Origin of the sequence: Mesorhizobium sp. WSM3224, assembly GCF_000427725.1 — a bacterium.
In the GTDB taxonomy this organism is placed as follows: Bacteria; Pseudomonadota; Alphaproteobacteria; order Rhizobiales; family Rhizobiaceae; genus Mesorhizobium.
The window spans coordinates 45,268-68,316 of record NZ_ATYO01000030.1 but is presented as its reverse complement, the minus strand read 5'-3'; the positions used below and the strand labels follow the sequence as shown (position 1 = coordinate 68,316).

Below are 23,049 nucleotides of genomic sequence, written 5' to 3'. Positions count from 1 at the left end.
GCAAGCGGACGCGACGTTTTGAGGCCGCGGCGGATAGACGGACGAAATCACCTTGTAGGAGATCACATGTCTTCGCAAATCGTGTTCCTGACCCATCTCGTCCTGGGTTGTGTCCCGTGGCTGCTTTTGTTTGGCGCGTACATCTGGCCAAGGCTCGACGCGATGGATCACTTCGATGCGCAACGGGCTATTGCGGCCCTGCACAGCTTCCGCTTCTTCGGGCTTGCCTTCCTCCTTCCCGGCGTCGTCGGCCCCAATTTGCCTGTTGGCTTCGCGATGTCCGCAGCCTATGGCAACTTTGCGACAGGGGTGTTGGCCATGCTGGCGCTGCTCGCGGTCAGGATACGTCCGCTGTTTTGGCTGCTCGTCCTCGCCTTCAACCTCGTAGGGGTAGCCGACATTGCCCTCGACTTCTACCACGCGGTCCAAGTCAACCTTCCTGCGGTCGCAGGCGAACTCGGCGCGCTATACGCGTTCCTGATCATCTACATGCCATTGCAGATGATCTCCCACGTCACCGCTTTCTATCTGCTCGCGCGTTCTCAGTTGAACGCATTTTCGTCCGGCCTCGGCGATGCGACCAGGTCCTAGCGCCTGCGGTTCCACATGCCTCGAAACGTGTTCGTCTGCTTCACATCTCCATATCGGTCGATGGTTATGTCGCGCCTTACGAAAGACTACACTGTAGAAGCTCATATCCGCGCAGGACTGGAAAGTGCATGATGTCAAGATTAATGAAGGCAACGGCACTCGCTATCCTTCTGATTGCGACGACAGCCGGCGGCCTCGCGGCGGCATACCCGATGGCGGCCGCGATAGCGTGCCCGAGTTGCCTGGGATTCAAAAAGGCCTCTGGTCAAGTCTATGCCGAGGATGGGATGGCTCCTCAGCAGCAGGCAGCAGTGCTCCAGACAATCGCCATGGCCCGCGATCACCTTCGCCAGTTCTACGGGACGACGGAAAGCGTTCCCGAGATCTTCGTCTGCGGTGACGATAATTGCTACCGCAAGATCGGCGGAGGCAAATCGCGCGGCATGGCGCTCCTCAACCTCGCGCTATTTCTCTCGCCCAAAGGAATGACCGTCACAATTGCATCGCACGAGATGTCGCACATCGAGCTTCATACCCGGATTTGACTGATCAAGACCATCCGCCGAGACGTGCCGCAATGGTTTGATGAGGGCGTTGCGGTCCTCGTTTCGAATGACAGCCGCTACCTGAGGCCGAAATCGTCGCCCGATCGTTGCCTGGTCGAACCTGATGGCGTGCTGCCCACGACGCGGAGCGCCTGGATTGAAAGTGCGGCATCGACCAGCTTGTACGCGAAAGCTGCCTGCCGGGTGAGCAGGTGGATTGCAGCTCACGCCGGCTCCCCCGCCGTGACGCGGCTCTTGGAGAAGATCGTCGCGGGCGAATCCTTTGAGATGGCATATTGACAGCCATTTGCGGCGTTCTGCTGGAGCAATAGCCGGCGCAACTCATCAAGATCGCCGACGTTGCCGCCCACGGTGCGACAGGATGCTTCTCCCGATCGTGGTGGACTTGTTTCAACACCTGCCAAAATAGATTTGCACGGCAGAAGTGGAGCCGCAAGCGAACTGTCCGTTTTCGGGATCAGAAGGACTAGGAAAGCGGACGGATACGTACCGCGATGCGGACCGCTTCGCGACTTGAACAGATATAGCTGGTGGTTGAGGGTCCACATTGGTTAACCGCTTCTGATCTGGCGTCCTCGAGAGTTCATGCGCCGCAGTTCGAGGATTGCCGCGCTGTGGTCCAGATCGCCCCCGCCATTGTCGACTAGGCCGCGAAAGATGCGGTCGACCTCCGTTGCAACCGGCAGCCTCAGCCCGAGCGATGCGGCGAGCGTAAGCGCCGTGCCGGTGTCCTTGATCTGATACTTTGCCGGACCGCCGGGCACGAAATCGGCCTCGATCATGCGCCGCCCATGCTGGCGAAACACGGTCGAGTCGGCAAAGCCGCCGAGCAGCGCCTCGCGCACCCGCGCCGGATCCGCGCCGCCCCTTTCGGCAAGCAGCAACGCTTCGGCAACCGCGCAGATGTTGCTGGCAACGATCAGCTGGTTGGCGAGCTTGGCCAGGCTGCCCGCGCCGACCGGGCCGACGTGGGTGACGCGGCCGAGCGGGGCAAGGACAGGCGCCAGCGCGTCAATAGCACTGGCCGCCCCGCCCGCCATGATGGCTAAAGTGCCCTCGCGTGCACCCTTTTCGCCGCCCGAGACTGGCGCGTCGATGTAACGAATGCCCTTTTCCGCTGCTCGTTCTCCTTGCCTGCGCGCGGTCTCGACCGGGATGGAGCTCATCACCACAAGCATGGAGCCCGGCGACATGGCGGCGGCCACCGCGTGTGTTCCGAACAGCACCTCATCGCAGACCGGTCCTGAGCTCAGCATTGCGATCACAATGTCCGCGTGCCGCGCCGCTTCCGCCGCCTCGCTCGCAAGGCCGACGCCGAAGGACGCCAGTACTTCGGCCTTGTCCGGGCTTCGGTTCCAGGCGGTCACTGCAAACCCGGCTTCCGCCAGCCGGCGGGCCATATGGCCTCCCATGATCCCGGTTCCGATGAAACCGATCCTGCTGCTGGCGGTCATTGCGGCATTGCCTGCTCAGGGGGCCCTGAGCGCGCCGAAGCGCACGACCGTTTCCGCGACGTCGAGCGTCTTCATGGCAGCCTGGAAGCGCTTCAGATGCGGGGTTTGCAGATGCGCCTCGAATGCGGCGCGATCGTCGTAGACCTCATAGAACAGCACCGTGTCCTCGGCGCCCTCCGGGCAGACCACATCGAACCGGTGACACCCGCCTTCATCGGCCACCGAATGGCGGGCATCGTCGAGAGCCGCGTCGAGAAACGCAGCCCTGACCTCGCGATTGACGCGAAATTCGGGAATCACCACGAAGCGTAGCGTGCTGTGCTCACTCATGAATTTCCTCCGGAGACGATCAGGCGGCCACGCTCGGCGTCGGGCGGAAGCGCTCTTCCATCTCGCGACGTACCTTCACGACATCGAGGTCGTTCACCAGTTCGACATCGTTGAAGCTGACGATCTGATCTTTCCTGACGGCGCGCTTCAGCCGGACATTGTGCGCCAGCCCGATGGGAAGTGCGGCGCGCTCGAGGCTGATCGAGGCCGGAATGGCGTTGGCCCAGACCGCGTAGCCGCCCTCGCCGTCCAGCATCTCGCCCGGCTGCATGTCTTTCTTGGCCGTCGCCACGGCATCGCCGCGGAACTCCTTCGACGTGCCAGTCGGCTCGTTGCGCAATACGGCCGACAGCACGCTGATCGAGGTCTCCAGCCCGATGATGTGGAAGGGCCGCCACATCGAGGCGTACCAGCCGGAAGGATCGGTCAGCAGCCCATACTGCTTGAAGCATGCGCGCGAATATTCATTGTGCGCCTTGAAGGTAACGAAGACGCCATAGCGGATGTTGTTGAACACCTCGCGGCCATCCGGCTCCTGGCTGGCAGCGATGTCGACCAGGCCGGAGCGCGCCATGCGCCCACCATCTGCCGCCGGGCGGAACACCCTGGCAAGGTCGTGCAGGCCGCAGGGCGGGAAGCCCAGGCCGTCATCGGGGCAGTCGAGACCGGTGCCGTTGGCGACCGCGGCCATCTCGATCGCCGCCTTGGTGCCGTCGGTGAAGGAATTGTACATCTTCGGATTGAAGTCGCCCTTCGCCACCTCCTCCTCGCTCCAGCCGAAGAAGCTCCACACGGTGTCGGGGGTGGAGTAGCGGTAGCGCGGCTCGAAATTCATTCCCTTGCCGGCCGCTGTCACCTCGAAGCCTGTCGCCCGCGCCCAGTCCACCAGCTCGCAGATCAGCGCCGGCTGGTCGCCATAAGCCATCGAATAGACGACGCCCTTCTGGCGCGCCTTCTCGGCGAGGATGGGACCGACCATAACGTCGGCCTCGACATTGACCATGACGACATGCTTGCCGGCTTCGATCGTCGCCAGCGCGTGACGCGTTCCGGCGATCGGATGACCCGTCGCCTCGATCACGCATTCGATCTCCTCGCAAGCAAGCAAAGCTGCAACGTCATCGGTGACGAAGGTCGTGCCGTTCTTCACCGCATCACCGGCGTCCTTTGCCTGGTATCGCTCCGCCGGCCAGCCGACGCGCTGCAAAGAGTCTCGCGCCTTGGAAACATTCACGTCCGCCACAGCGACCATGTGGTATCCGGCGATACGCTGTGCCTGCGACAGCACCATCGAGCCGAACTTGCCGGCGCCGATCAGGCCCACCCGCACCGGACGGCCACGATCCGCGCGTGCGGCAAGCAAAGTATAAAGGTTCATGTCTGTTTCCTTCGCACGACCGAATTTCGGGCCCGGCGTCAGCTTCGGCGAGGCATGCAAAAGGCTTCCGTGGCCGGTTGACCGGACACGCAACAAAGGCGCCAGGCGCCCTCCCGCAGTGACGTTGCTACCTCCCCGGCCGGCCATGCCGCCGATCGTCCGGCCAGTGCTCGCCGGACGAGCTCATTCGTATGGCGAGAAAGCTGTTAGCGCAATTTAGAAGGGGCGCGCGATTGTTTAGCTGCGCTAAAGATTGAAATGCCTTCAGGTCGAGACGTGGACCGCGGCGGCCTGGTTCGCCGCCTCGAGGCATTGCGCAAAGGCGTGGCCCCTGGCCAGTGCCGCGGCAAAAGTCCCCGCGAAGACATCGCCCGCGCCATGCGTGCTGATCAGTTGGACCGGGAGCGCGGGGACCATGACGGGATCGTGGCCGCGCCGCATGCCGGCCACGCCGTCTCCGCCCGCCGTCACCACGACAGTGCCGCAGCGGCTGGAGAGCTGCGTGGCCGCAGCAACGGCGGAAGCAATATCCCCGACCGGGCTGCCCGAGATTTGTTCGGCCTCGATCGCATTCACCATCAGTATATCGACCAGCACGATGAACTCGTCCGCCAGCGGCCGGTACGGCGCGGCATTGAGGCACACGGGCACTCCGGCCAGCCTCGCGGCCTTTGCCGCGGCGAGATTGATGGCATCGGGCAGCTCGTTCTGCAGGACGAGTACGCCTGCATCTCGCCAAAGCGTGGGGTCGGCCAAGCCTTGCGGATCGGCTGCGGCATTCGCCCCGGCAACGATGACGGCGCCATAGTCCCCGCTACTATCCGTTATGGCGACGCTCATCCCTGATCCCAAGCCGTCGATGCGGGCGACACGGGATGCGTCGATACCGGCAGTGGTGAGATTGGAGAGGAGGAAACGGCCGAAATCATCATCGCCCACGGCGCCCACCATGCGCACGTCGGCGCCTGCCCTCGCCGCCGCGACCGCCTGGTTGCCACCCTTGCCGCCGAATTTCGGCCGCCAGCCGAAGCCGGTCACCGTCTCGCCCTTGCGGGGGCGGTCCGGCGCGTCGACCATGATGTCGTAGTGAAGGCTGCCGACCACAACCACGACAGGGCGAGATGAAGCGGTCATGCGCCGCGCCGCTTGCCGGCGACGGCGCCCATGGTCGCGGCGAGATTGCGCTCGGCCGCCTTCAGGTCGCGCCGCGCGACCGCGGCGAAGACGGCGTCGAAGATGATAAGCTGGGCGATGCGCGCGGCGGCATTTTCGCCGAGCAACGGCGAGCCTTGGGCGGTCGAGCACAGCACGACATCGGCGACCGCGGCGAGCGGCGACGTCGCATAATTGGTGAGCGCTATGGTGCGGGCACCGCGCCGGCGCGCGAGCTCGACAGCCTCGATCACCGCCGTGCTGGCGCCCGAATGCGAGAAGGCGATTGCGACATCGCCTTCCCCCAGCAGCGAAGCCGACATCAGCATCATATGCGTATCGTCGAACACGCTGGTGCGCACGCCGATGCGCAGTAGCTTGTGCGCAACGTCGCGGGCGATCTGGGCCGAGCCGCCGACGCCATAGAGGTCACGCTGGCGCGCGCCGAAGATCAGGTCGGCCGCGCGCTCCAGCGCTTCGGGATCGAGAATGGCAAGCGTCTCCTCCAACGCATGGACGGAGGTGCGGAACACCTTGCGCGCGATCTCAGCATCCGTGTCGTCGGGCGAAAGCTCCTCATGCAGATCGGCGGTCGGCAGGCGGTTGTAGCCGGCAAGGCCAGCCCGGAAATCCCTGAACCCGTCGAAACCGAGTTTCTTGGCAACCTTGACGATCATCGCCTCCGACACGCCGGCGTCTTCCGCCACGGTCTTCAACGATGTCGCCTCGCCGAAATCGCGCCGGCCGAGGATCATGTCGACCACCCGCCCCTCCAGCGGCGTGAGGTGCGGCATCATCATGCGGATGCGCGGCCCGATCGTCCTCGGATCGCCAAGCGGCAGGCTCATGCTTTCTTCCTCGGCATCATCCTCTCCCGCGGCATTGGTGAGCGCCGGTCACGCGCCGATCAAGGCCCTGTTGACGATCCTCTGGCTTGCCACGGCGTCCTGACCGGCCAGCGCGTCGGCAAGGCCGTTGTCGCCAGCCAGTTTCTCGGAAATCTTCAGCAGGCGCCGCACGGTCGCGATGTTGGCCTCGCACTCGGCGACCGGATCGAGCCCGCTGGTATCGGGAAAGGTGTCGAAGTAAAGCGCGCCGTCGAAGCCGTCGCGGCGGATCTGGTGGAGCAGTTCGAGGGTCGAGCGCATATGCACCGCGCCGACCATCAGCCCGTCATCGCGCTTGGCGTAACCGTCATTGAGATGAACGCCCAGCAGCCGGCTGCGGCGATGGACCAGATGCGCGACAAGGGCCGGCTGCTCGCCCGCGTAGAGCGCATGCGCGAAATCAATGGTGACGCCGAGATTGGGCGATCCCGCCTCGGCGATGGCAAGCAGCGTCGTCGCCGCGTCCCGCAACAGCGACTGCGCGCGCGGCTCGTCGGGCTTGTACTCGATGCTGATGCGGCAGCCCGGATCATGCTCGGCCACTTCGCGTATGCCGGCGACCTCCCAATCCCAGACCTGCGCGTAATCAAGCTGGAAGTTGTAGTCGAAGCCGTCCTGGCCGAGCCAGATCGTCATCAGATCGGTCCCCATGGCGCGCGCCGCGTCGATGCCGCGCTTGGTCAGATCGATGGCTTCGCGCCTCACGGCCTTGTCCGGATTGGTGAAGGCTCCGCGCTTGAACGCCGGGTTGGTGTAATAGCGCATGGCAAGGCCGTTGATGGACAGGCCTAGGTCGCCGATCCGCCGGGCAATGGCCGCGGGCTCCCGCGACACGTGATCTGGGAAGTTCAAGTCAAGGTCGGTAAGCCCAGGCACCGTCGCGGCGCGCTCGGCCATCTGGATCATGCTCGGCTTGCCGGAAAGATCCGGCCATTGCAGATGCGGCGCCGACGCGAACGAGTTCAATCGGGTGGCGAAACGAGACAGCATGAGAAACCTTCGGCTTTCGGATTTTTCACACAAATACAGAAAGCTGTAAAGTTATCAAGTAGACGACCTGAATGCTGGCGGCGAATCCGATCAAGCCCGAGGGATGACTATTGCGGTGCCGGTTGGCCCGGCATCCGGTCGCGCTCCGCGCGCAGCCAGTCAAGGAAAAGCCGCACCTTCTTTTGCCGCAGGTGGTCGCGGGGGCAGACGATCCACTGCGTGACGATGCGCACGGAAGGAGGGTTGGCGACAGGACAGACGAGCCGGCCGTCGCGCAGTTCACGCTCCATCATCATGCTGCTTTCGAGCGCGATCCCCATCCCGTCGAGGGCTGCGTCGATCGCCATGTGGCTGCGGTCGAACAGGATGCGGCGCCATCGGTGTGCTGGCTGCATGCCGGCGAGCTTGAACCAGGCGGGCCATTGGGCCTGCGACTTGACCGAGTGGATCAGCCGGAACCGCGTCAACTCCTCGGCGCTAAGCGAGCCCGCTGCCGCCAAGGCCGGCGCGCAGGCTGGAATGAACGTCTCTTCGGCCATGCCCTCGACGAAAAGGCCGGGCCAGCGGCCGTCGCCATGGCGTATTTCCAGATCGACGAGCTCGCGATTGAAATCGGTCGGCTCGTTGGTTCCATCGAGGCGGATTTCCAATTCCGGGTTCTGGTCGAGAAAAGAGGCAAGGCGCGGCAGCAGCCATTTGTTGGACAATGTCGGCGTCGCCCGGACGGTCAGCATCGTCACCGATCGGTAGCCGCGGATTGTGCTGGTGGCCTCGGATATGCGCTCGATCTGGTCGGTGATGGTGGCGAAATAGCGTTCGCCCGCTTCCGTCAGCACCACCCGGCGGCCCATCTTGGTCAGCAGGCTCACACCGAGCTGGACCTCGAGCGCCTGGATCTGCTGGGTGACCGCCGACGGTGTCACGCCGAACTCCTCGGCGGCGCGCGAAATGCTGCCCGCGCGCGCCGCGGCATGGAAAACCCAAATCGCCTTGACCGGTATCTGCATGCCTTGTCCACCCATTCTGGCCGGCCTCCGCCATATCATTTTTCTTTTAGCCTGGCTAACAAATCGGATAGGGCTTCTAATTTGCATCTAACAGATTGAATGATCTAGTTTTCAACTTGCTGCAACACGGTGAAGTCGTGAACAGTCAGGCGCGGGAGGGCGTGAGGATTTGGCCCGGCGCCCGGGTCTACAGGGAAGAGGAAGTTCCGGAGCTGATCCGGCACCCAATGGGAGGAATTTCGATGAAGTTACGGACAAGCGGCCTGCTTGCCGCCTCGACGGCGCTCGCCCTTTTCAGCGCGATCCCCGCTTTCGCGCAGGACAGTTGCCCGGCCTATCCGACCGCCAAGACAGACAAGATCGAGTCGACGGCCGTCGAGGCGGAATTCGGCGCGGTGCCGGCGCCCAAGAAGGAACTGCATTTCGCCTATGTCACCAAGACGTTGATCAACGAGTTCTGGCAGGACGTCGCGGCCGGCGCGAAGGCCGAGGCGGCGAAGTACAAGATCAGCGTCGACGTGCAGGCCGCCAAGGACGAAAGCTCGATGATCGAGCAGCTCAACCTTGCGCAGACGGTGCTGTCGCAGAAGCCGGACGCGCTGCTGCTTTCGCCGCAATCCGATTCCAATCTGGCGCCGGTAATCGAAGCGGCCCGCGCCGCCAACATCCCCACGATCATCATCGACGACGCCCGCACCGAAGGCGCCAGCACCTATATCGGCACCGATCAGGTCTCGATCGGCGCCGAGGCAGCCGCCTTCCTTCACCAGACCTATCCGGACGGCGGCAAGGTCGCCCAGATCGAGGGCGCTGCCGGTTCGCCCAATGCGCGCCTGCGCATCCAGGGTTTCAAGGAGGAGCTGAAGAAATATTCCAACCTTGAGCTCGTCGCGAGCCAGCCCGGCAACTGGGACCGGCTGACCGCGTTGAACGCCACCTCCAACATCCTTCGCCAGACGCCTGACCTCGCCGGGATCTATGCCAACAATGACGGCATGGCGCTCGGTGTCGTCGAAGCCGTCACCACCGGCAGCAGCCTGGAAAAGGTCGCCGTGGTTGGAACGGACGGCATCCGGGAAGCGAAGAAGTCGGTCGGCGCCGGCGAGATGCGCGCCACGGTGGCGGAATTCCCGTTCGAGGAAGGCCAGCTCGGCGTGCAGATGGCGCTGCGGCTTCTCGGCTGCCAGGCCATCCCGCAGTGGATCCTGTCGCCCCAGGCCGTTATCACAAAGGACAACGTCAAGAATTTTCCCGATCCCAAGACAAACTGAGGCACCGCAGGTGCTTAGTGTAATCCCCCAGGCAGAGGACGGCGAAAGCCGTCCTCCCGCACTTCGGATGACCGGCATCGCCAAGCGCTTCGCCGGCGTCCAGGCGCTGAAAGGCGTCGATCTCGATTTGCGCGGCGGCCAGGTTCACGCGCTTCTGGGCGAGAACGGCGCCGGCAAGTCCACGCTGATGAAGGTGATGTTCGGCATCGTGCAACCGGACGAAGGCGCAATCGCGCTCGATCCGCGCGGCGCCGTGCGCATCGATGGGCCGCGCGACGCGCTGGCCATGGGCATCGGCCTCGTCAGCCAGGAGCTCAGCCTGGTGCCGCAGCTCGACGTTGCCCAGAACATCTTCCTCGGCCGGACACGCGGGTTGAAGCTCGTTCCGCGCGTCGGCTTCCGCCGCCAGGCGCGCGCCATCCTCGACGATCTCGCGCCGCATCTCCATACCGACACGCCGGTAGCGGCACTCGGCATGGCCGACCGGCAACTGGTCGAGATCAGCCGCACGCTCGCGCGCGGCGGCCGCATCATCGCCTTCGACGAGCCGACCTCCAGCCTGACGCCTGCCGAACAGGAAAGCCTGTTCGCCGTCATCCGGCGGCTCAGGGCGGCGGGCAAGGCGATCGTCTATATCTCCCACCGGATGAACGAAATCCGCGCCATAGCCGATCGTGTGACCATCTTGCGCGACGGCGAAGTCGTCGCTTCCGGTCCGATTGGCGACTATTCGGAGGCGCGGCTCAACGAGCTGATCGCAGGCCGCGAACTGTCGCGCGAGATGAGCGCCGAAAAGCCGGCGCCGGTCGCAAGCGCACCGGTGATCGAGCTGCGCGGCATCTCCACCGCCCGTATCGCCGACGTCAGCCTGGCGATCGGCGCCGGCGAGATCGTCGGCCTGTCGGGGCTTGTCGGTTCCGGGCGCTCCGCCATCCTGCGCGCCTGTTTCGGCATCGATGCGTTGTCTGGCGGTGAAATCGGCATTGCCGGCAGGCGCGTGACGCTGGGCACGCCAGCGGACGCCATGCGGGCCGGCATCGCACTGATCCCCGAGGACCGCAGGGGCCATGCGATCGTCCCGATGATGGATGTCGAGCGCAATTTCGGCCTCGGCAATCATGACCGGTTTGCCTCGCTTGGCGTGATCAAGGGCGCGGAAAGGCAACGGGTCGCCAGGCGCTATGTCGATGAGCTGCACATCCGTCCCGCCTCGATCGGCACCGAGATGCGCAACCTTTCCGGCGGCAACCAGCAGAAGGTGGTGATCGCCCGCTGGCTGGCGACGGGCGCGCGCGTGTTCCTGTTCGACGAGCCGACACGCGGCATCGATGTCGGCGCCAAGGCGGAGATCTATGCGCTGCTGCGCCGCCTCGCCGCCGATGGAGCAGCGCTGCTGGTGGTGTCGTCGGAACTGCCGGAGCTCCTGCTGATCTGCCACCGCATCGGCATCGTCAGCGGCGGGCGCCTGCGCAACATCGTCGACAACGACGCGGGCCTGACCGAGGAGCGGCTAATCGCGCTTGCCGCCAGAGAGGACAATTCGTGACCGAACTCAGTTCCCTGCCGCGAACGGAAGCGGCCGACAGAAAGAGCCCCTCGCTTTCGCGGCGTGGCGATGTGCTGCGCAAGGCGAGCGTGGCGATCGGCTGCGTGATGCTCTTCCTGGTTTTCTCGGTGCTCAACAGCACCTTCTACCAGCCGTCGAACCTCATCGACATCATGCTGCAATCCTCGATCAACGCAGTGATTGCGGTCGGCATGACTCTGGTCATCATGACCAAGGGCATCGACCTGTCGGTGGGCTCGATCGTCGGCCTGTCCAGCATGGTGGCCGCCGACATGCTCTCGCACGGGCTGCTCGCCGGCATCGGCGCGGGATTGCTGGTCGGCCTCGTGTGCGGCTTCCTTAACGGCGTGCTCATCGCCAGGCTGAAGCTGCCAGACTTTATCGTCACGCTCGGCACGCTCAGCATCTTCCGGGGCGCTGCCCTGATCTACACCGACGGCCAGCCGATCTATGGCTTGTCTAAGGAGTTTCGCGCCCTCTTCGCCGGTCGCCTGCTCGATATTCCGACCCCCGTGCTGCTGGCGCTGGCGGTGGCAGCCCTGGCCTATCTCCTGGTCCGCTATACGGCGCTAGGCGAGCAGATCATCGCCATCGGCGGCAATGAGGAGGCGGCGAGGCTGTCGGGCATCAACATCGAGCGGGTGAAGGTCACCGTCTATACGATTTCGGGGGTGCTCTCCGGCCTTGCCGGCTTCGTGCTGATTGCACGCATCGGGGCGGCGGAGCCGATCGGCGGCAGCGGTTTCGAATTGCAGGCGATTGGCTCGGCGGTGATTGGCGGGGCGAGCCTGTTCGGTGGCGTCGGCAATCCGCTGGGCTCGCTTATCGGCGCGCTTACGCTGGGCGCCTTGCAGAACGGGCTGACACTGATGAACGTGCCGTCCTTCTGGCAATATGTGGCGTCGGGAGTGGTCGTTATCCTGGCGGTCTTTGCCGACCAGTGGACAAGAAAGCGCGGATGACGCCCGCCGACGAAAGCTGGGCGATCGTCGATACGCATCAGCATTTCCAGAGCCTTTCGGACGCCGCCTATCCGTGGCTCGATCCCGACCGGCCCGAGCCATTGGAGGGCGATCTCTCGCCCATCCGCCGCGACTATATGCCAGCCGACTACCGTCGCGACATGGCGGGGCTTGGCATCGTCAAGACGGTGCATGTCCAGAACGGTCGCAATCCGCACGATCCACTCGATGAGACACGCTGGTTGAGCGCATTGGCCAGGCAGGAAGGCATGCCGGACGCGATCGTCGCCTATGCCGATCTGGCGGCTCCCGATGTCGAGCGTCTTCTGGAAGCCCATGCCGGCTTCCCGCGCGTGCGCGGCATACGTCAGATCCTGAACTGGCACGATGACCCTCGCCTGCGCAGCGCGCCGGCGCCCGATCTGATGGAAAGCGCGCAATGGCGGCGAGGCTTTGCCCGCCTTACGCGGCTTGGGTTGAGCTTCGATCTGCAACTCTACTGGCCGCAGATGGACATGGCGCTGGCACTTGCGAGGGCGTTTCCCGACACGATGATCGTGCTTGAGCATTTCGGTATGGTGGCAGATCGCACCGCAGAGGCTCTTGCGTCGTGGCGAGCGGCGATCAGCCGCCTCGCGCAAGCGCCGAATGTCAGCGTCAAGCTATGCGGATTCGGGCTCGGCGCGCCGGCCTGGACGCCCGAGACGACGCTGCCGCTTCTCCACCACGCACTAAAGGCGTTTGGACCTAAGCGGACGATGGTCGGCACCAACACGCCGGTGGACCTGCTTTTCACCTCGCCGGCGACGATCATCGGCATCATCCACGCCGTCGCAATGGATTTGTCAGACGATGAGCGCGTCGCTGTGCTTCGCTCCAACGCAGAGAGATTCTATCGAATCTAGCGTTCCAATTTCGAGAGCGATGTAGGTGGCGTGGAGTCCGCAGTAGCTCGGCATCCGTTCTGCCGGAACGCCACTGACGTGCGAAGCCAATCCTGTTGTCCGCTCTAGTGTGATGATGAAGTCGACGCCTACGACCGCGATTGGGCGCAAAGCTGCCGTCCGCCAGAAATGGAGATCTGTGTCCAGTCAAAACCCGCCTATTCGCACGTCGTTACCGCCGATCACCGCACTCATCACTCGGAGATCTTTCAGAGTAAGAGCATCTGCACTACGTGTTGCTGGTGTTAACAAGCAGGAGAATTTAGCTCCCGGATGAGGATGAGCGTTTGCCCTTACGCTGCACCGCTTCCGGGAAACGATCAGATGTACGAATAACTAACAACCAGCTCTAGATAGGCCCACTTTTGCGGCGAAATTCGGGTTAACCCGCTGAAATCTAAGAATTTTGGTGGGCCCGGAGGATACATGGAAAGAACTAGAAATCAAACACTTAGATAGCAGTGGGACTATTGAACTCCCAAATCTTTTCTAATGTCTCTCGTTGTTGCTGTCCCACCTACTAATGCCATTTGGGCGCTGTTCGCCCAAAGGTCTTACCCGAGGACAATGTTGCGCAAAACTAACTACGGACGGGTCGGCCTCGAAGTCGCATTGGCAAAAAACGTGTTGCGCCTTCCAGAAGGGACGGAGCATCAAGATTGAAGGCGACACGCGACCCGGCACGGTCGCCGATCTGTTCGAGGCCTACGTCGCGTCGCTGAAGGCAGATGGAAACCGTCCTGGAAGGAGGCTGAAAAAGGGTTGAACAAGATCGCCGATTCGCTTGGTCGCAACCGCCCTGCCCGCGACATCGAGCCTGATGAGATCAGGGACATCATTCGCCCGATTTATCATCGAAGCAAACGCACACTTCGGCCCCGCCTCCAGGCGAAGTCTCGGCGGCCACGTGGCTTGAGATGGCGCTCACGATGGCGGCGTCCAGGCCTAGGATGCAGAAGAAGGGCCTGGAATGGCGGGAATCGGTGGTGTCGCGCAGGCGGCGGGCCGCTATTCGTCCGATAAGATCAAGCGAGGACATGGAGGACTCCAGCAGTAGCGGCTTCGGGGATGTGGAATGGATTAAATTCGAAGGCGCAGTCGTCCGATTTGCGGTCTAGGAAACAATCATCTCCGACACAAGCGCGCCTTGGCACCGTAACCACGCCACGCAGGCCAGGGCCAGCATCTGACGATGATTTTAAGGACTGCAGTCGCACATCGCGGTCTTGAATGTGCGCGCTGTGAACGACGAACTCCACCAACAAGCCGAGCGTGCCGACAACAATATGACGCTTGCGACCTTTGATCTTCTTGCCAATCCCCCGCTGTGAGTAGTTTTGACGAGCTGGCTATCGACTACGCCTGCCGTCGGCGAGGCTTCCTGTCCCTCCAGCTTCGCGTCTCCATAACGAGATGACGGTTGATCTGCTGCCACAAGGTAGTCGCCCGCCACTCGTAGAAGTAACACTGCACGGTTAAATAGGCGCGGAAACTCTTTCGGCAACATCCGCCATTGGCACCCAGTCGATCCGATATAAAGCAATGCGTTCAGTACCTAGCGCAATTCCGTCTTGCGCAGTCGGCCGACCCTGCGTGGCATGGGCATAAACGGAGCAATCAGCGACCATTCCCTGTCTGTCAGATCACTTGCATAACGCCCTGTCCGCCGGCCATATTGCCTCGGGTGAAATCAGTCCAGCCCATTGGGGTCTCCTATCGAATCTTAAGCAAATCCGAAGGAATCACAACTGACTGATTTCGCTCACTCTTTTTCGGTCAGGCTCTAACAGCCTTCAATTAGCATTTTTCCTCGCCCTTCGATTCCCTCTCGAGCGGCCTTGCATCGTGCGGAAGTACGCGAATGAGCTCATTCAACCGCTTAGCATTTATCGGCAATTCACTCCCTCGCCGCTGTGGGATCGCTACCTTTACAACCGACCTTCAGCAAGCGGTGGCGGCATCTCGCACAAGCCTTGAGACGTCGATTGTGGCCATGTCCGATCATGGCCACGACTATAACTTTCCCCCCGCCGTACAACTTCAGATTCATGACGAGAGGTTGGAAGATTATATCGACGGCGCCGATTTCCTAAACACAGGGCATTTCGACGCCGTCTGCCTCCAGCATGAATTCGGCATCTTCGGCGGTGAAGCCGGCAGCCATATTATGGCGCTGCTCTCGCGCCTGACGATGCCGACTATAACGACCCTGCATACGATCCCGGCGGAGCCGACTCCGGCGCAACGCAGTGTTTTAATCAGGATCATCGACGCATCCTCTAAAGTAGTTGTGATGGCCGAAAAGGGCCGCGAACTCCTCCGCACTGTCTACGGGGTCGCAGTTGAAAAGATCGAGGTCATTCCGCATGGAATTCCGGACTTCGCGTTTGTCGAACCGGACGAAGCCAAGACAATGCTTGGCTTTAAAGATAAGTCGGTCATTCTGACTTTTGGCCTACTCTCGCCCAATAAGGGCATCGAAACCATGATCGATGCCATGCCCTCAATAATGAAGAGCCGACCCGACGCCGTCTATGTTGTTCTCGGAGCAACGCATCCAAACCTTGTCCGTGAGCAGGGGGAAGCCTATCGCGAGAGCTTGGTTGATAAAGTTCGCAGTCTCGGGATTGATGAATACGTCATATTCTTGGACCAATTCGTCGACAAGTCTACTCTGCTTTCGTTCATCGCAATGTGCGATGTCTATGTCTCACCTTATCTCAATGAAGAGCAAATCACGTCCGGCACACTGGCCTACAGTTTCGGGCTTGGCAAAGCAGTTGTTTCCACACCCTATTGGCACGCTCAGGAACTGCTCGGCGACGGGCGTGGCATCCTGATCCCCTTCCGTGACACCCGGGCTATCGGAAGCGCGATCGGAGGGCTGCTTAACGATAATGGCCGCCGGCTAGCGATGCGGCAACGCGCCTATGCCACCAGTCGATCAATGACTTGGGAGCGCACCGGCGAACGGTATCTCGCAGTCTTCGAGGAGGCCGTGAATGCCAACGATGTTAAGGGAGCCCGTAAGCAGCGCGTAGAAATGGATCATCGCCTTTTTGCTCGAGATATCGCCGCATCGCCGCCGATGGAACTTGGTCATTTTTTGTCGATGTGCGACGACACCGGGCTCTTCCAGCACGCTACCCACTGCGTTCCGGATCGGAACCACGGATACTGCACCGATGACAATGCTAGGGCATTGCTACTGGCGTGCGCGCTAAACACGCCCGGGGAGCAGCGCCTGGCGGAAGTTCTGACGGCGCGCTTTTCGGCTTTCGTTCAGCACGCGTGGAATCCGACGACAAAACGCTTTCGGAACTTCATGAGTTTTGATCGTCGTTGGCTTGAGGATATCGGTTCTGAAGACAGCCACGCACGAACCCTGTGGGCCCTTGGTAGATTGGCGATCTGCGATGTCAATCCATCGCGCAGGCACTGGGCGACTTCCTTGTTCGACGAAGCTCTGGGAGCGGTGGAAGAATTTACTTCACCTCGAGCTTGGGCATTCACATTGCTCGGCCTCGACGATTACTGCGTTGTTGCGCGGCATGACATGCGGGCGCTCAATCTGCGAGAACTCCTTGCCAACCGACTGATCTCGCTGCTGTACGCGGTCGAGACAGCGGACTGGGTATGGTTTGAAGAGGGACTTTCGTACGACAATGCCCGTTTGTCGCAGGCCTTGATCGTCACGGGTAGCGCAATTCGAAAACCCCTTTACGCTGAGGCCGGACTGCGCTCCCTGCGCTGGCTCACGCAGTTGCAGACAAGTCCGACAGGCTTTTTCAGGCCTGTTGGGACCAAAGGTTTTGGAGAAAAGCGTAGGCCCCCTCATGCTTTCGACCAGCAACCGGTGGAAGCAACAGCTATGATTTCCGCCTGCTTGTCGGCTTGGCGCTCGACAAGTGAGGTGGTCTGGCAGGCCGATGCCACTCGAATCTTCGCATGGTTCTTGGGGAGTAATGATCTGTGCGTGCCGTTAGCCGACACGCGGGATGGGAGCTGTTGTGACGGTTTGCACGCCGATCGTGCTAATCAAAACAAGGGAGGTGAATCTGTTCTTTCTTATTTGAGCAGCCTAGCGGAGATTCGCCAACTTGCTCGGGAAAATAGCGACGCCATGAGGCAGCGGCCCATTCAGGCACTCGACGCCTGATTCCACCTTTTGCTTTTATGAATTCATCCGTTGGACTTTAAGTAATGAAGTTGGGTTAGTCCTATCGTGTCTCTGTACTCCCTGCAGGCTGACACTGTCGAAGCCGCTTCTCAAGGGGCACAATGTCTACTTGCGCCCAAAGCCGGCGAGAATAACCGTGCGCCCGTTCAAGCCGGAAACCGAGCCGCGTGACCTCAGCCCCATCGACAAAACGCGGGCTAATCAGAACTGACAGATGCCAGCTACAACGGAGCGTATGTGAACTCGGAACCGGATGTCGTCATCGTAGGAGCCGGCGCGGCGGGAATAAGTGCAGCAATGGCCCTTGCGGGCCATGGACTTGATATCGTCGTGATCGAGGCGCTGGACCGAACGGGCGGGAGAGGGTGGACGAGGAAGACCCGTGCCGGTCCTCTCGATCTCGGTTGTGGATGGCTCCATTCGGCAGACAGGAATCCATGGGTTGGCATCGCGGAGCGGTCCGGGTTCGAAGTCGTCAGAGGTCCGACAGCGTGGGGGAGCCAGTTCCAAGATCTCGGGTTCTCGCCAGAAGAGCAGCGCTCGGTCCGTGAGGAATCGTCCGCACTCTTCGAAAGGCTATCGCGTTGGCCACCGGCCAGCGACAGGGCCTCGGATGCTCTCGACCCACACGGCAGATGGACTGCTTGGCTTCAGGCGAAAAGCGGCTTCGGGAACGGCGACGAACTCGAGCGTATCTCCGCGAGGGACTATGTCGCCTATGAGAGTTCGTCAACGAACCACAACTGGCGGGTCTCGTCAGGCTATGGCACCCTGATATCCAGCAGCATGCCGCAAGGTGTGGACGTTCATCTCAACACCCCCCTCCAATCCCTGGGGCTGTCATGGCGCAGAATCGAAATAGGGACTCCGGTTGGTGTGCTTTACCCTCGCACCGTGATCATAACCGTGTCGACAGATGCCCTGTCGAGCGATGCAATTGCATGGCCCCAAGAATTCGACCCATGGCGGGAGGCCGCACACAAACTTCCGCTGGGCAACAACGAGAAGCTATTTCTGGAGATCGTCGGACGCAGCGACTTTCAGGCCGAAACCTACGTGGTTGGGAATCCCCGCGATCCGGCCACCGGCTCCTATTACATCCGCCCGCTGGACATGCCTGTGGTCGAATGCTTCCTGGGTGGCGCTGGAGCCAGACGGGCGGAGCAAGAGGGCGCGCAAGCAGCCTTCGATGCAGCATTAGCTCAGCTCCGTTCCCTCTTCGGCCATCGGGCATGCAAATGCCTTAAGCCGCTCGTGTCATCGGACTGGGCTGGCACTGCTCCGATCGGCGGTGGTTACAGTCACGCCCTTCCGACCCATGCTGAAGCGCGGGACAAGCTGGCATCGTCGCTCGATGCAAGGGTATTTTTCGCTGGAGAGGCTACACATGCCACAGACTTCTCTACCGCCCATGGTGCGTTCGAAAGCGGGCGACGGGCGGCCCTGGCAGTGATTGAAAGTCTGCGATGCCCCTGAACGACCGATCGTATCTCAAACCACAGTCCGCAATGTTGCGTATTCTTGCCGGGAAACTCCTCGCCCAAGGTTTTAACGGTTATCGCGATTCTGATGCGGCATCCAATTGCCTACTACTACGGCGGCGAAATGCTACACCTGCACCGTTTGGCGGCCGCTGCATCCGCACAACTAGCGTGCGCGGCCACTTTTCCCGCAATGGCACGTATCGCCGCCGAGATCCGCCCGGTTGATCGGCCTAGGATGGCCTGTCGTAGCGAGGGCTTTGCTTTATCATGATCAATCAGCGTCAACCCCGAGGATGCCGCGATCCAAATACTACGGGCAGTACGGGCTCAGCTGCGTTGGACCGGAGGGCGTTTGAAGCTTCGATTCTTTGCTTTACCGCCGCGAAGTCGCCAGGGAGACCGTAGACATCGCGCCTAAGCGGCGATTGGACTTGGTCGAGCGACGCGGCGTCGGCGATCCCTTTGGCGCGCGAGAGGGCGAAGGCTTGGACGTAAGCCGCGTCAAGTTGCATCTGAAATTCTGGATCGAGCGTTTCGCCGCCAAGGATCTTACTTGTGGCCATTTCGTCGAGGCAAGCGGCATGGCGCAGGACCGCGGCGTATTTTCGCCAATCAGCGGCCCACATGGCCAAGCAGTTTTCAATGTCGCGATAGATTTCAATTTCCAGGTCTCCATGAATCTGGCTGAATTTCAGTTGCGAGCGGCCCTGCAGGTAGGAGCGCCCACAAAAATCTTCGAAACTGATCGCGCGGATCATCGCGGTAGAGGCGGCGGGTTCATAAATGACGTGCAATCCATGCGGACGCAACCGCCAGCCGAGTTCGATATCCTCATGGCCGAATCGAAATATAGGGTTGAAGACTCCGTGCTCAAGAAGAAATTCGCGCTTGCAGGAGCTGCGTCCGCCCCAGAATTTCGCATAGGTGTAAATCCCGCCGGAATGGATCCCTTTGTAAGAGAAAAGCTGGCAGCCGGTTTCGGTAACATGGCGCATCAGCGGTGTGGCCGCATCGGCATGTAGGCACGTATAACCAAGCACAGCGGCGGCAGGCTCTGGATTGGCGAGATGCGTGGCGAGATGCGCGTTAAGCGCTTCGGGTTCGAGAACATCGTCATCATCAAGGAAGACGAGGAGCGGTGTGTCCGCAGCAAAAATTCCAAGGTTCTTCGCCGTTGCGAGGCCGCTGGCGCCTTGATGGAAAATGCGCAGCGGCAACCGATTGGTCCAGCCGGCCAAAATTTCCAGGGTGTCGTCGATCGAGCCATCGTCGATGGCGACGATTTCGAATGCCGATTGGTCTAACGTTTGGTTCTGTAGTCCTCCAAGCACTCGCGGCAGGAGATGCGCGCGGTTGTGGGTGGTCAACAGCGCAGAGACAGCGGGGCTCATGAAAAAGCCTCGAGAATCCGGAAGGCTTCGCCAGCCGTGAGCGAGGGTTCTCCGGCTATGACGCCATCCTGTTCTGCGCGGGCGGCCTCGTGATTGTAGCCAGTGATCGGTGCGCGAACGCGGTGGGCTACCGGAGCGGCGTCGATGATGCCCATTCGCAGGTCGGCGGCTTCTATGCGGGCCGGCCAAACGAAGTCGAGGCCCCATCCCGATTGGCATTCGGGTGGGAACGGCAGTAGCAGTTTCGCCGCGTCGGCCCGCATGCATACAACCGGGCAGATTTCGACGAAGCGGGTGCGCCGGGCCAGCAGGCCGGGAAATTGAACGCCCATGGGATGGACGATAAAACTATCGTGGGTGAGTGCCGGCTGAACCAAGGCGAGATCGGCGTGGTTGGCAACGGCGATCAAGGAATCGGCGAAGCCATAGGCCATCTCGACGCTATCGTCGCAGAGCATGACCCAATCGAATTTGTCAAAATCGCGCAGCATCTCATTGATAAGCATGCTTCTGGGCGCAAAATGGCTGACGACGGCGATAGTGTCGGCAACATCGGCCTTGCTTTCGTCTAGCGTAAGGGCGGTCCAACGCTGTTCGATGGCGACGGTTTCACTGCGCGATAGGACTTCGGCGATGTGGTGGGCGGTGTGCTTCTTGTCGGCGAGGTAGAGGCCCACGCAGAGAAGGCGCGGAAGCTTATACATGAAACAACTCCTCAGACCGAAAATTCCGTTTCGACGAATTCAAGGGCCTTGACCGCATTTTTAAGCAGATCTGGTCGTTCTTCAATAGGTCGACAACGCCGCCGGCGAAAGTGTCGATTCCTCGGCGATGAGCAGGCGCTGACCGTTCTACAGGTACTTGCCCTCGGTGCCGCTCCAGTTGGCTTTGATGCGACCCAATTCGGCGTCGGCATTGGCCAAACCTTCCGTTCGTTCCATGAGGTCTTGGCGTGTCCGCGCGAGCTCAGAGATCAGCTTCTCGCGCTCGACGGCGGCACTGGTTAATTGCTGCTGAGCTTCGGCCAAGGCCTCGCTTCTCCTGCGGAGCTCTTGCTGCGCGGTGGCCAGAGCTAAAGTCATTTGCTGCAGTTCTGTCTCAAAAACTTCAACTTTCTGGTCGAGGTGACGGCTCAAAGCGAGGGACTTCGGCTCGTCGCTCGCCGCACTGAGCGTCCCGGGCTTGAAACGAAACGATGTCGCGTTATTATTGATCGCAATGTGTTTTAGACTGTGCTCGTAAACTGAGTGGTTTTTTCCATAGGAATTGTCTCGTAGCGTGCAAGGCACGCCAAGCATCGCTGCTGCGACTCCAACGTGCAAGCGATCGGTTGTGATATGTTTGGCAAAGCTGATTGTCTTGAGAAAACACCACGCCGCGAGTCTTGCTTCATTCGGGCGGACGCCAAGTGCGAATAGATCTGACACATCTACGTCGGATTGCGGCGCGTCAGCGCAGGACTCAGAGTCGAGTCGCAACATATCTACGCTCGGCCAGCCTCGAATCATCCCCTCCGTCAAGCCGAGCGAATTCAGCTTTTCAGTGAGAACGTTCTGAGCTGCTATTCGTGTCTCTTCGTCGTCTAACAATGCCCTCACGTCGATGTGAAAGGCCATGTCGTGAGAAAGACGGACCTCAAGCGACGGATTAACTGCGCGAAGATGCCTGAAGCTGGCCAAATCGCGACAGAACACGGTGCAAGAGTCGTCGAGGCTGGCAATGACGTCTTCGTTTCCACGGATCGTGTGGGGCAGGAGAATGCACTTTGATGCCCGCCCTAGAAATTTTTTGAAGGCGGTTTTTACGTCAGTGTAAAGCGGAACGAAATTTCCGCCGCCACCAAGGAAGACGATCTGGTCCTTTACGTTGCTATCGAGGTCGATGATTTCGACCTCGAGGCCGCAGCGCTCAAAGGCCTGATACGTGCCGACCGCAATGAGGGAGTCGCCTGCATTGCCGGGGTTTGGGAAGAAGCAGATTTTCTTTCCGGAGTACTGACGTAGACAGCTTGCGATATCAAATCGGAAGAAGTCTAAGCTGTCCTGAGATAACATTCTACAATCCTCCATGCTAACATCGCGGCAAGCGCTTTTTTCTTTGCGACCACGAAATCGGCACTAAATTCAGACTCTTCTCCCGATCTTCTATAACGTCTCTTATTTTTTGTACAACGTATTGATCTACTTCGCGGGCAGTTGCATAGTCCAATATCGACAGAAGCTCTGAAAAATGATTATCATTATTCAAAATAAGATCATCAATCATCTGAAAGCAGAATTCACCGTCGAAGCATGGTGGGTTTGTTTCTCCAATTGCAGCAAAACTCAAGCGAGTTATTGCACATTTGTCACAGGTACCGCAATTCTTATCGTGTTCGCTTCCTTCCCAGCAAACTTTTAGGCTTTTTCTGGCGGCTGGATTCTTGTTAATAAGTTCTATTTTTTCCACACGAGAATACCCTGCGCCGTCGTGGACAATTTCTAATTCACCACCAGAAAGAAGATAATCAGTCGCGGGCGTTGACCCCCATTCAATTGCCGGATAACTATACGGATCTGAGCTTCCTATTATACCATAATCAAAATTTGCTGAATATTGGTGCAGAGCGCACGCAATTAAAGCGCCGTGACAATGCTCCCAGGCTTGGATAGAATTATTTGAATCTGCCATTTCGGGCTGTCTAACATTTGTCTTAAGTATACGTTGCTGTATACCCAAGGACTTCAATAAAGGATATACCCTGTTGTTAAGACGCAACATAGCGTCCTCTCTTTCGATAGGAACATCAAATCCATGAATCGTGACCACTGTTTTCAAATCAAAGAAAGAAGGTGATTTCGCTGCATGCCTTAAAACCAAAAATGTAGCGTCTGCTCCTCCAGAAAACGCAGCAAT

Annotated in this window: 20 protein-coding genes and 3 pseudogenes; 10 read left to right on the top strand and 13 right to left on the bottom strand. The window is 60.4% G+C overall.

Translation table 11 applies throughout. The features are described from left to right. The first annotated feature begins 66 nt into the window (after window positions 1-66). A complete protein-coding gene (locus YU3_RS0129225) occupies window positions 67-591 on the top strand; it encodes a hypothetical protein (RefSeq protein WP_027169546.1) in 525 nt (174 codons plus the stop codon). Window positions 592-734: 143 nt separating this feature from the next. Next, a complete protein-coding gene (locus tag YU3_RS38820; RefSeq protein WP_156913634.1) occupies window positions 735-1,136 on the top strand; it encodes a hypothetical protein in 402 nt (133 codons plus the stop codon). Between the two features lie 224 nt (window positions 1,137-1,360). Here the strand turns inward: YU3_RS38820 and YU3_RS41390 are convergent, their stop codons facing one another. From YU3_RS41390 to YU3_RS0129180, 8 genes are all read right to left on the bottom strand, one after another. Further along, window positions 1,361-1,507, bottom strand: a complete 147-nt coding sequence (locus tag YU3_RS41390; protein WP_198021737.1) for a hypothetical protein — start codon at window positions 1,505-1,507, stop codon at window positions 1,361-1,363. 201 nt (window positions 1,508-1,708) lie between these two features. After that, on the bottom strand, window positions 1,709-2,611 hold the full coding sequence (locus YU3_RS0129210; protein WP_027169544.1) for an NAD(P)-dependent oxidoreductase: 903 nt from the start codon (window positions 2,609-2,611) through the stop codon (window positions 1,709-1,711). Between the two features lie 15 nt (window positions 2,612-2,626). Further along, window positions 2,627-2,941, bottom strand: a complete 315-nt coding sequence (locus tag YU3_RS0129205) for a putative quinol monooxygenase (RefSeq protein ID WP_027169543.1) — start codon at window positions 2,939-2,941, stop codon at window positions 2,627-2,629. A 19-nt stretch (window positions 2,942-2,960) separates the two neighbouring features. Then, on the bottom strand, window positions 2,961-4,319 hold the full coding sequence (locus tag YU3_RS0129200; protein WP_027169542.1) for a Gfo/Idh/MocA family oxidoreductase: 1,359 nt from the start codon (window positions 4,317-4,319) through the stop codon (window positions 2,961-2,963). Between the two features lie 264 nt (window positions 4,320-4,583). Continuing rightward, a complete protein-coding gene (locus YU3_RS0129195) occupies window positions 4,584-5,453 on the bottom strand; it encodes a PfkB family carbohydrate kinase (RefSeq protein ID WP_027169541.1) in 870 nt (289 codons plus the stop codon). Next, window positions 5,450-6,319 carry a MurR/RpiR family transcriptional regulator gene (locus tag YU3_RS0129190; RefSeq protein WP_027169540.1) on the bottom strand — a complete coding sequence of 290 codons (870 nt, stop codon included), beginning with the start codon at window positions 6,317-6,319 and terminating at the stop codon, window positions 5,450-5,452. Before YU3_RS0129190 ends, YU3_RS0129195 begins: the two co-directional genes overlap by 4 nt. Window positions 6,320-6,367: 48 nt before the next feature. Further along, window positions 6,368-7,348 carry a sugar phosphate isomerase/epimerase family protein gene (locus tag YU3_RS0129185; RefSeq protein ID WP_027169539.1) on the bottom strand — a complete coding sequence of 327 codons (981 nt, stop codon included), beginning with the start codon at window positions 7,346-7,348 and terminating at the stop codon, window positions 6,368-6,370. Between the two features lie 107 nt (window positions 7,349-7,455). Beyond that, window positions 7,456-8,355 (bottom strand): LysR substrate-binding domain-containing protein, encoded by a 900-nt coding sequence (locus YU3_RS0129180; RefSeq protein ID WP_027169538.1) that lies wholly within the window; start codon window positions 8,353-8,355, stop codon window positions 7,456-7,458. Between the two features lie 242 nt (window positions 8,356-8,597). Here YU3_RS0129180 and YU3_RS0129175 point away from each other — a divergent pair, with 242 nt between their 5' ends. From YU3_RS0129175 to YU3_RS41890, 5 genes and pseudogenes are all read left to right on the top strand, one after another. Beyond that, window positions 8,598-9,626: a substrate-binding domain-containing protein gene (locus YU3_RS0129175; RefSeq protein WP_027169537.1), complete on the top strand. Its 1,029-nt coding sequence runs from the start codon at window positions 8,598-8,600 to the stop codon at window positions 9,624-9,626. 67 nt (window positions 9,627-9,693) lie between these two features. Then, window positions 9,694-11,172 (top strand): sugar ABC transporter ATP-binding protein, encoded by a 1,479-nt coding sequence (locus YU3_RS0129170; protein ID WP_051334131.1) that lies wholly within the window; start codon window positions 9,694-9,696, stop codon window positions 11,170-11,172. Beyond that, window positions 11,169-12,155: an ABC transporter permease gene (locus YU3_RS0129165; RefSeq protein WP_156913631.1), complete on the top strand. Its 987-nt coding sequence runs from the start codon at window positions 11,169-11,171 to the stop codon at window positions 12,153-12,155. Before YU3_RS0129170 ends, YU3_RS0129165 begins: the two co-directional genes overlap by 4 nt. Beyond that, entirely contained in the window at window positions 12,152-13,060 is a 909-nt protein-coding gene (locus tag YU3_RS0129160) for an amidohydrolase family protein (RefSeq protein WP_027169534.1), read from the top strand. The genes YU3_RS0129165 and YU3_RS0129160 overlap by 4 nt, the downstream gene beginning before the upstream one ends. 676 nt (window positions 13,061-13,736) lie before the next feature. Continuing rightward, window positions 13,737-13,990, top strand: a pseudogene (locus YU3_RS41890) (site-specific integrase); the annotation flags it as partial. Here YU3_RS41890 and YU3_RS41385 read toward each other — a convergent pair. Next, on the bottom strand, window positions 13,935-14,138 hold the full coding sequence (locus YU3_RS41385) for a hypothetical protein (RefSeq protein WP_198021736.1): 204 nt from the start codon (window positions 14,136-14,138) through the stop codon (window positions 13,935-13,937). The pseudogene YU3_RS41890 and the gene YU3_RS41385 overlap by 56 nt on opposite strands. Before the next feature lie 178 nt (window positions 14,139-14,316). After that, window positions 14,317-14,803: pseudogene (locus YU3_RS39825) on the bottom strand (IS5 family transposase); the annotation flags it as partial. Window positions 14,804-14,960: 157 nt separating this feature from the next. Here YU3_RS39825 and YU3_RS0129145 point away from each other — a divergent pair. The 3 genes and pseudogenes from YU3_RS0129145 (at window position 14,961) to YU3_RS0129140 (ending at window position 18,755) form a co-directional block, all read left to right on the top strand. Continuing rightward, complete coding sequence (locus YU3_RS0129145; RefSeq protein ID WP_027169532.1) at window positions 14,961-17,258, top strand: glycosyltransferase family 4 protein; 2,298 nt, start codon at window positions 14,961-14,963, stop codon at window positions 17,256-17,258. Window positions 17,259-17,352: 94 nt separating this feature from the next. Further along, window positions 17,353-17,481 (top strand): annotated as a pseudogene (locus tag YU3_RS41885) (glycosidase); the annotation flags it as partial. Window positions 17,482-17,516: 35 nt separating this feature from the next. Further along, a complete protein-coding gene (locus YU3_RS0129140) occupies window positions 17,517-18,755 on the top strand; it encodes an FAD-dependent oxidoreductase (RefSeq protein ID WP_027169531.1) in 1,239 nt (412 codons plus the stop codon). Between the two features lie 289 nt (window positions 18,756-19,044). On the opposite strand, the gene YU3_RS37710 is transcribed toward YU3_RS0129140, so the two are convergent. The 3 genes from YU3_RS37710 to YU3_RS0129125 all read right to left on the bottom strand — a co-directional run bounded on the left by YU3_RS37710 (window position 19,045) and on the right by YU3_RS0129125 (window position 22,208). Further along, window positions 19,045-20,154: a glycosyltransferase family A protein gene (locus YU3_RS37710; RefSeq protein ID WP_084508397.1), complete on the bottom strand. Its 1,110-nt coding sequence runs from the start codon at window positions 20,152-20,154 to the stop codon at window positions 19,045-19,047. Then, entirely contained in the window at window positions 20,151-20,858 is a 708-nt protein-coding gene (locus tag YU3_RS0129130; RefSeq protein ID WP_036259821.1) for a hypothetical protein, read from the bottom strand. Before YU3_RS0129130 ends, YU3_RS37710 begins: the two co-directional genes overlap by 4 nt. Window positions 20,859-21,005: 147 nt before the next feature. After that, the gene (locus tag YU3_RS0129125) at window positions 21,006-22,208 is read right to left on the bottom strand and encodes a polysaccharide pyruvyl transferase family protein (protein ID WP_027169529.1); all 1,203 of its coding nucleotides are present in this window, start codon (window positions 22,206-22,208) and stop codon (window positions 21,006-21,008) included. Window positions 22,209-23,049: the final 841 nt, after the last annotated feature.

Bases quoted from the DNA above. Each gene is read 5' to 3' on its own strand.
- YU3_RS0129225 (WP_027169546.1), top strand. From the start codon at position 67: ATGTCTTCGCAAATCGTGTTCCTGACCCATCTCGTCCTGGGTTGTGTC.
- YU3_RS38820 (WP_156913634.1), top strand. From the start codon at position 735: ATGAAGGCAACGGCACTCGCTATCCTTCTGATTGCGACGACAGCCGGC.
- YU3_RS0129210 (WP_027169544.1), bottom strand. From the start codon at position 2,611: ATGACCGCCAGCAGCAGGATCGGTTTCATCGGAACCGGGATCATGGGA.
- YU3_RS0129205 (WP_027169543.1), bottom strand. From the start codon at position 2,941: ATGAGTGAGCACAGCACGCTACGCTTCGTGGTGATTCCCGAATTTCGC.
- YU3_RS0129200 (WP_027169542.1), bottom strand. From the start codon at position 4,319: ATGAACCTTTATACTTTGCTTGCCGCACGCGCGGATCGTGGCCGTCCG.
- YU3_RS0129195 (WP_027169541.1), bottom strand. From the start codon at position 5,453: ATGACCGCTTCATCTCGCCCTGTCGTGGTTGTGGTCGGCAGCCTTCAC.
- YU3_RS0129190 (WP_027169540.1), bottom strand. From the start codon at position 6,319: ATGAGCCTGCCGCTTGGCGATCCGAGGACGATCGGGCCGCGCATCCGC.
- YU3_RS0129185 (WP_027169539.1), bottom strand. From the start codon at position 7,348: ATGCTGTCTCGTTTCGCCACCCGATTGAACTCGTTCGCGTCGGCGCCG.
- YU3_RS0129180 (WP_027169538.1), bottom strand. From the start codon at position 8,355: ATGCAGATACCGGTCAAGGCGATTTGGGTTTTCCATGCCGCGGCGCGC.
- YU3_RS0129175 (WP_027169537.1), top strand. From the start codon at position 8,598: ATGAAGTTACGGACAAGCGGCCTGCTTGCCGCCTCGACGGCGCTCGCC.
- YU3_RS0129170 (WP_051334131.1), top strand. From the start codon at position 9,694: ATGACCGGCATCGCCAAGCGCTTCGCCGGCGTCCAGGCGCTGAAAGGC.
- YU3_RS0129160 (WP_027169534.1), top strand. From the start codon at position 12,152: ATGACGCCCGCCGACGAAAGCTGGGCGATCGTCGATACGCATCAGCAT.
- YU3_RS41385 (WP_198021736.1), bottom strand. From the start codon at position 14,138: ATGTCCTCGCTTGATCTTATCGGACGAATAGCGGCCCGCCGCCTGCGC.
- YU3_RS0129145 (WP_027169532.1), top strand. From the start codon at position 14,961: ATGAGCTCATTCAACCGCTTAGCATTTATCGGCAATTCACTCCCTCGC.
- YU3_RS37710 (WP_084508397.1), bottom strand. From the start codon at position 20,154: ATGAGCCCCGCTGTCTCTGCGCTGTTGACCACCCACAACCGCGCGCAT.
- YU3_RS0129130 (WP_036259821.1), bottom strand. From the start codon at position 20,858: ATGTATAAGCTTCCGCGCCTTCTCTGCGTGGGCCTCTACCTCGCCGAC.
- YU3_RS0129125 (WP_027169529.1), bottom strand. From the start codon at position 22,208: ATGTTATCTCAGGACAGCTTAGACTTCTTCCGATTTGATATCGCAAGC.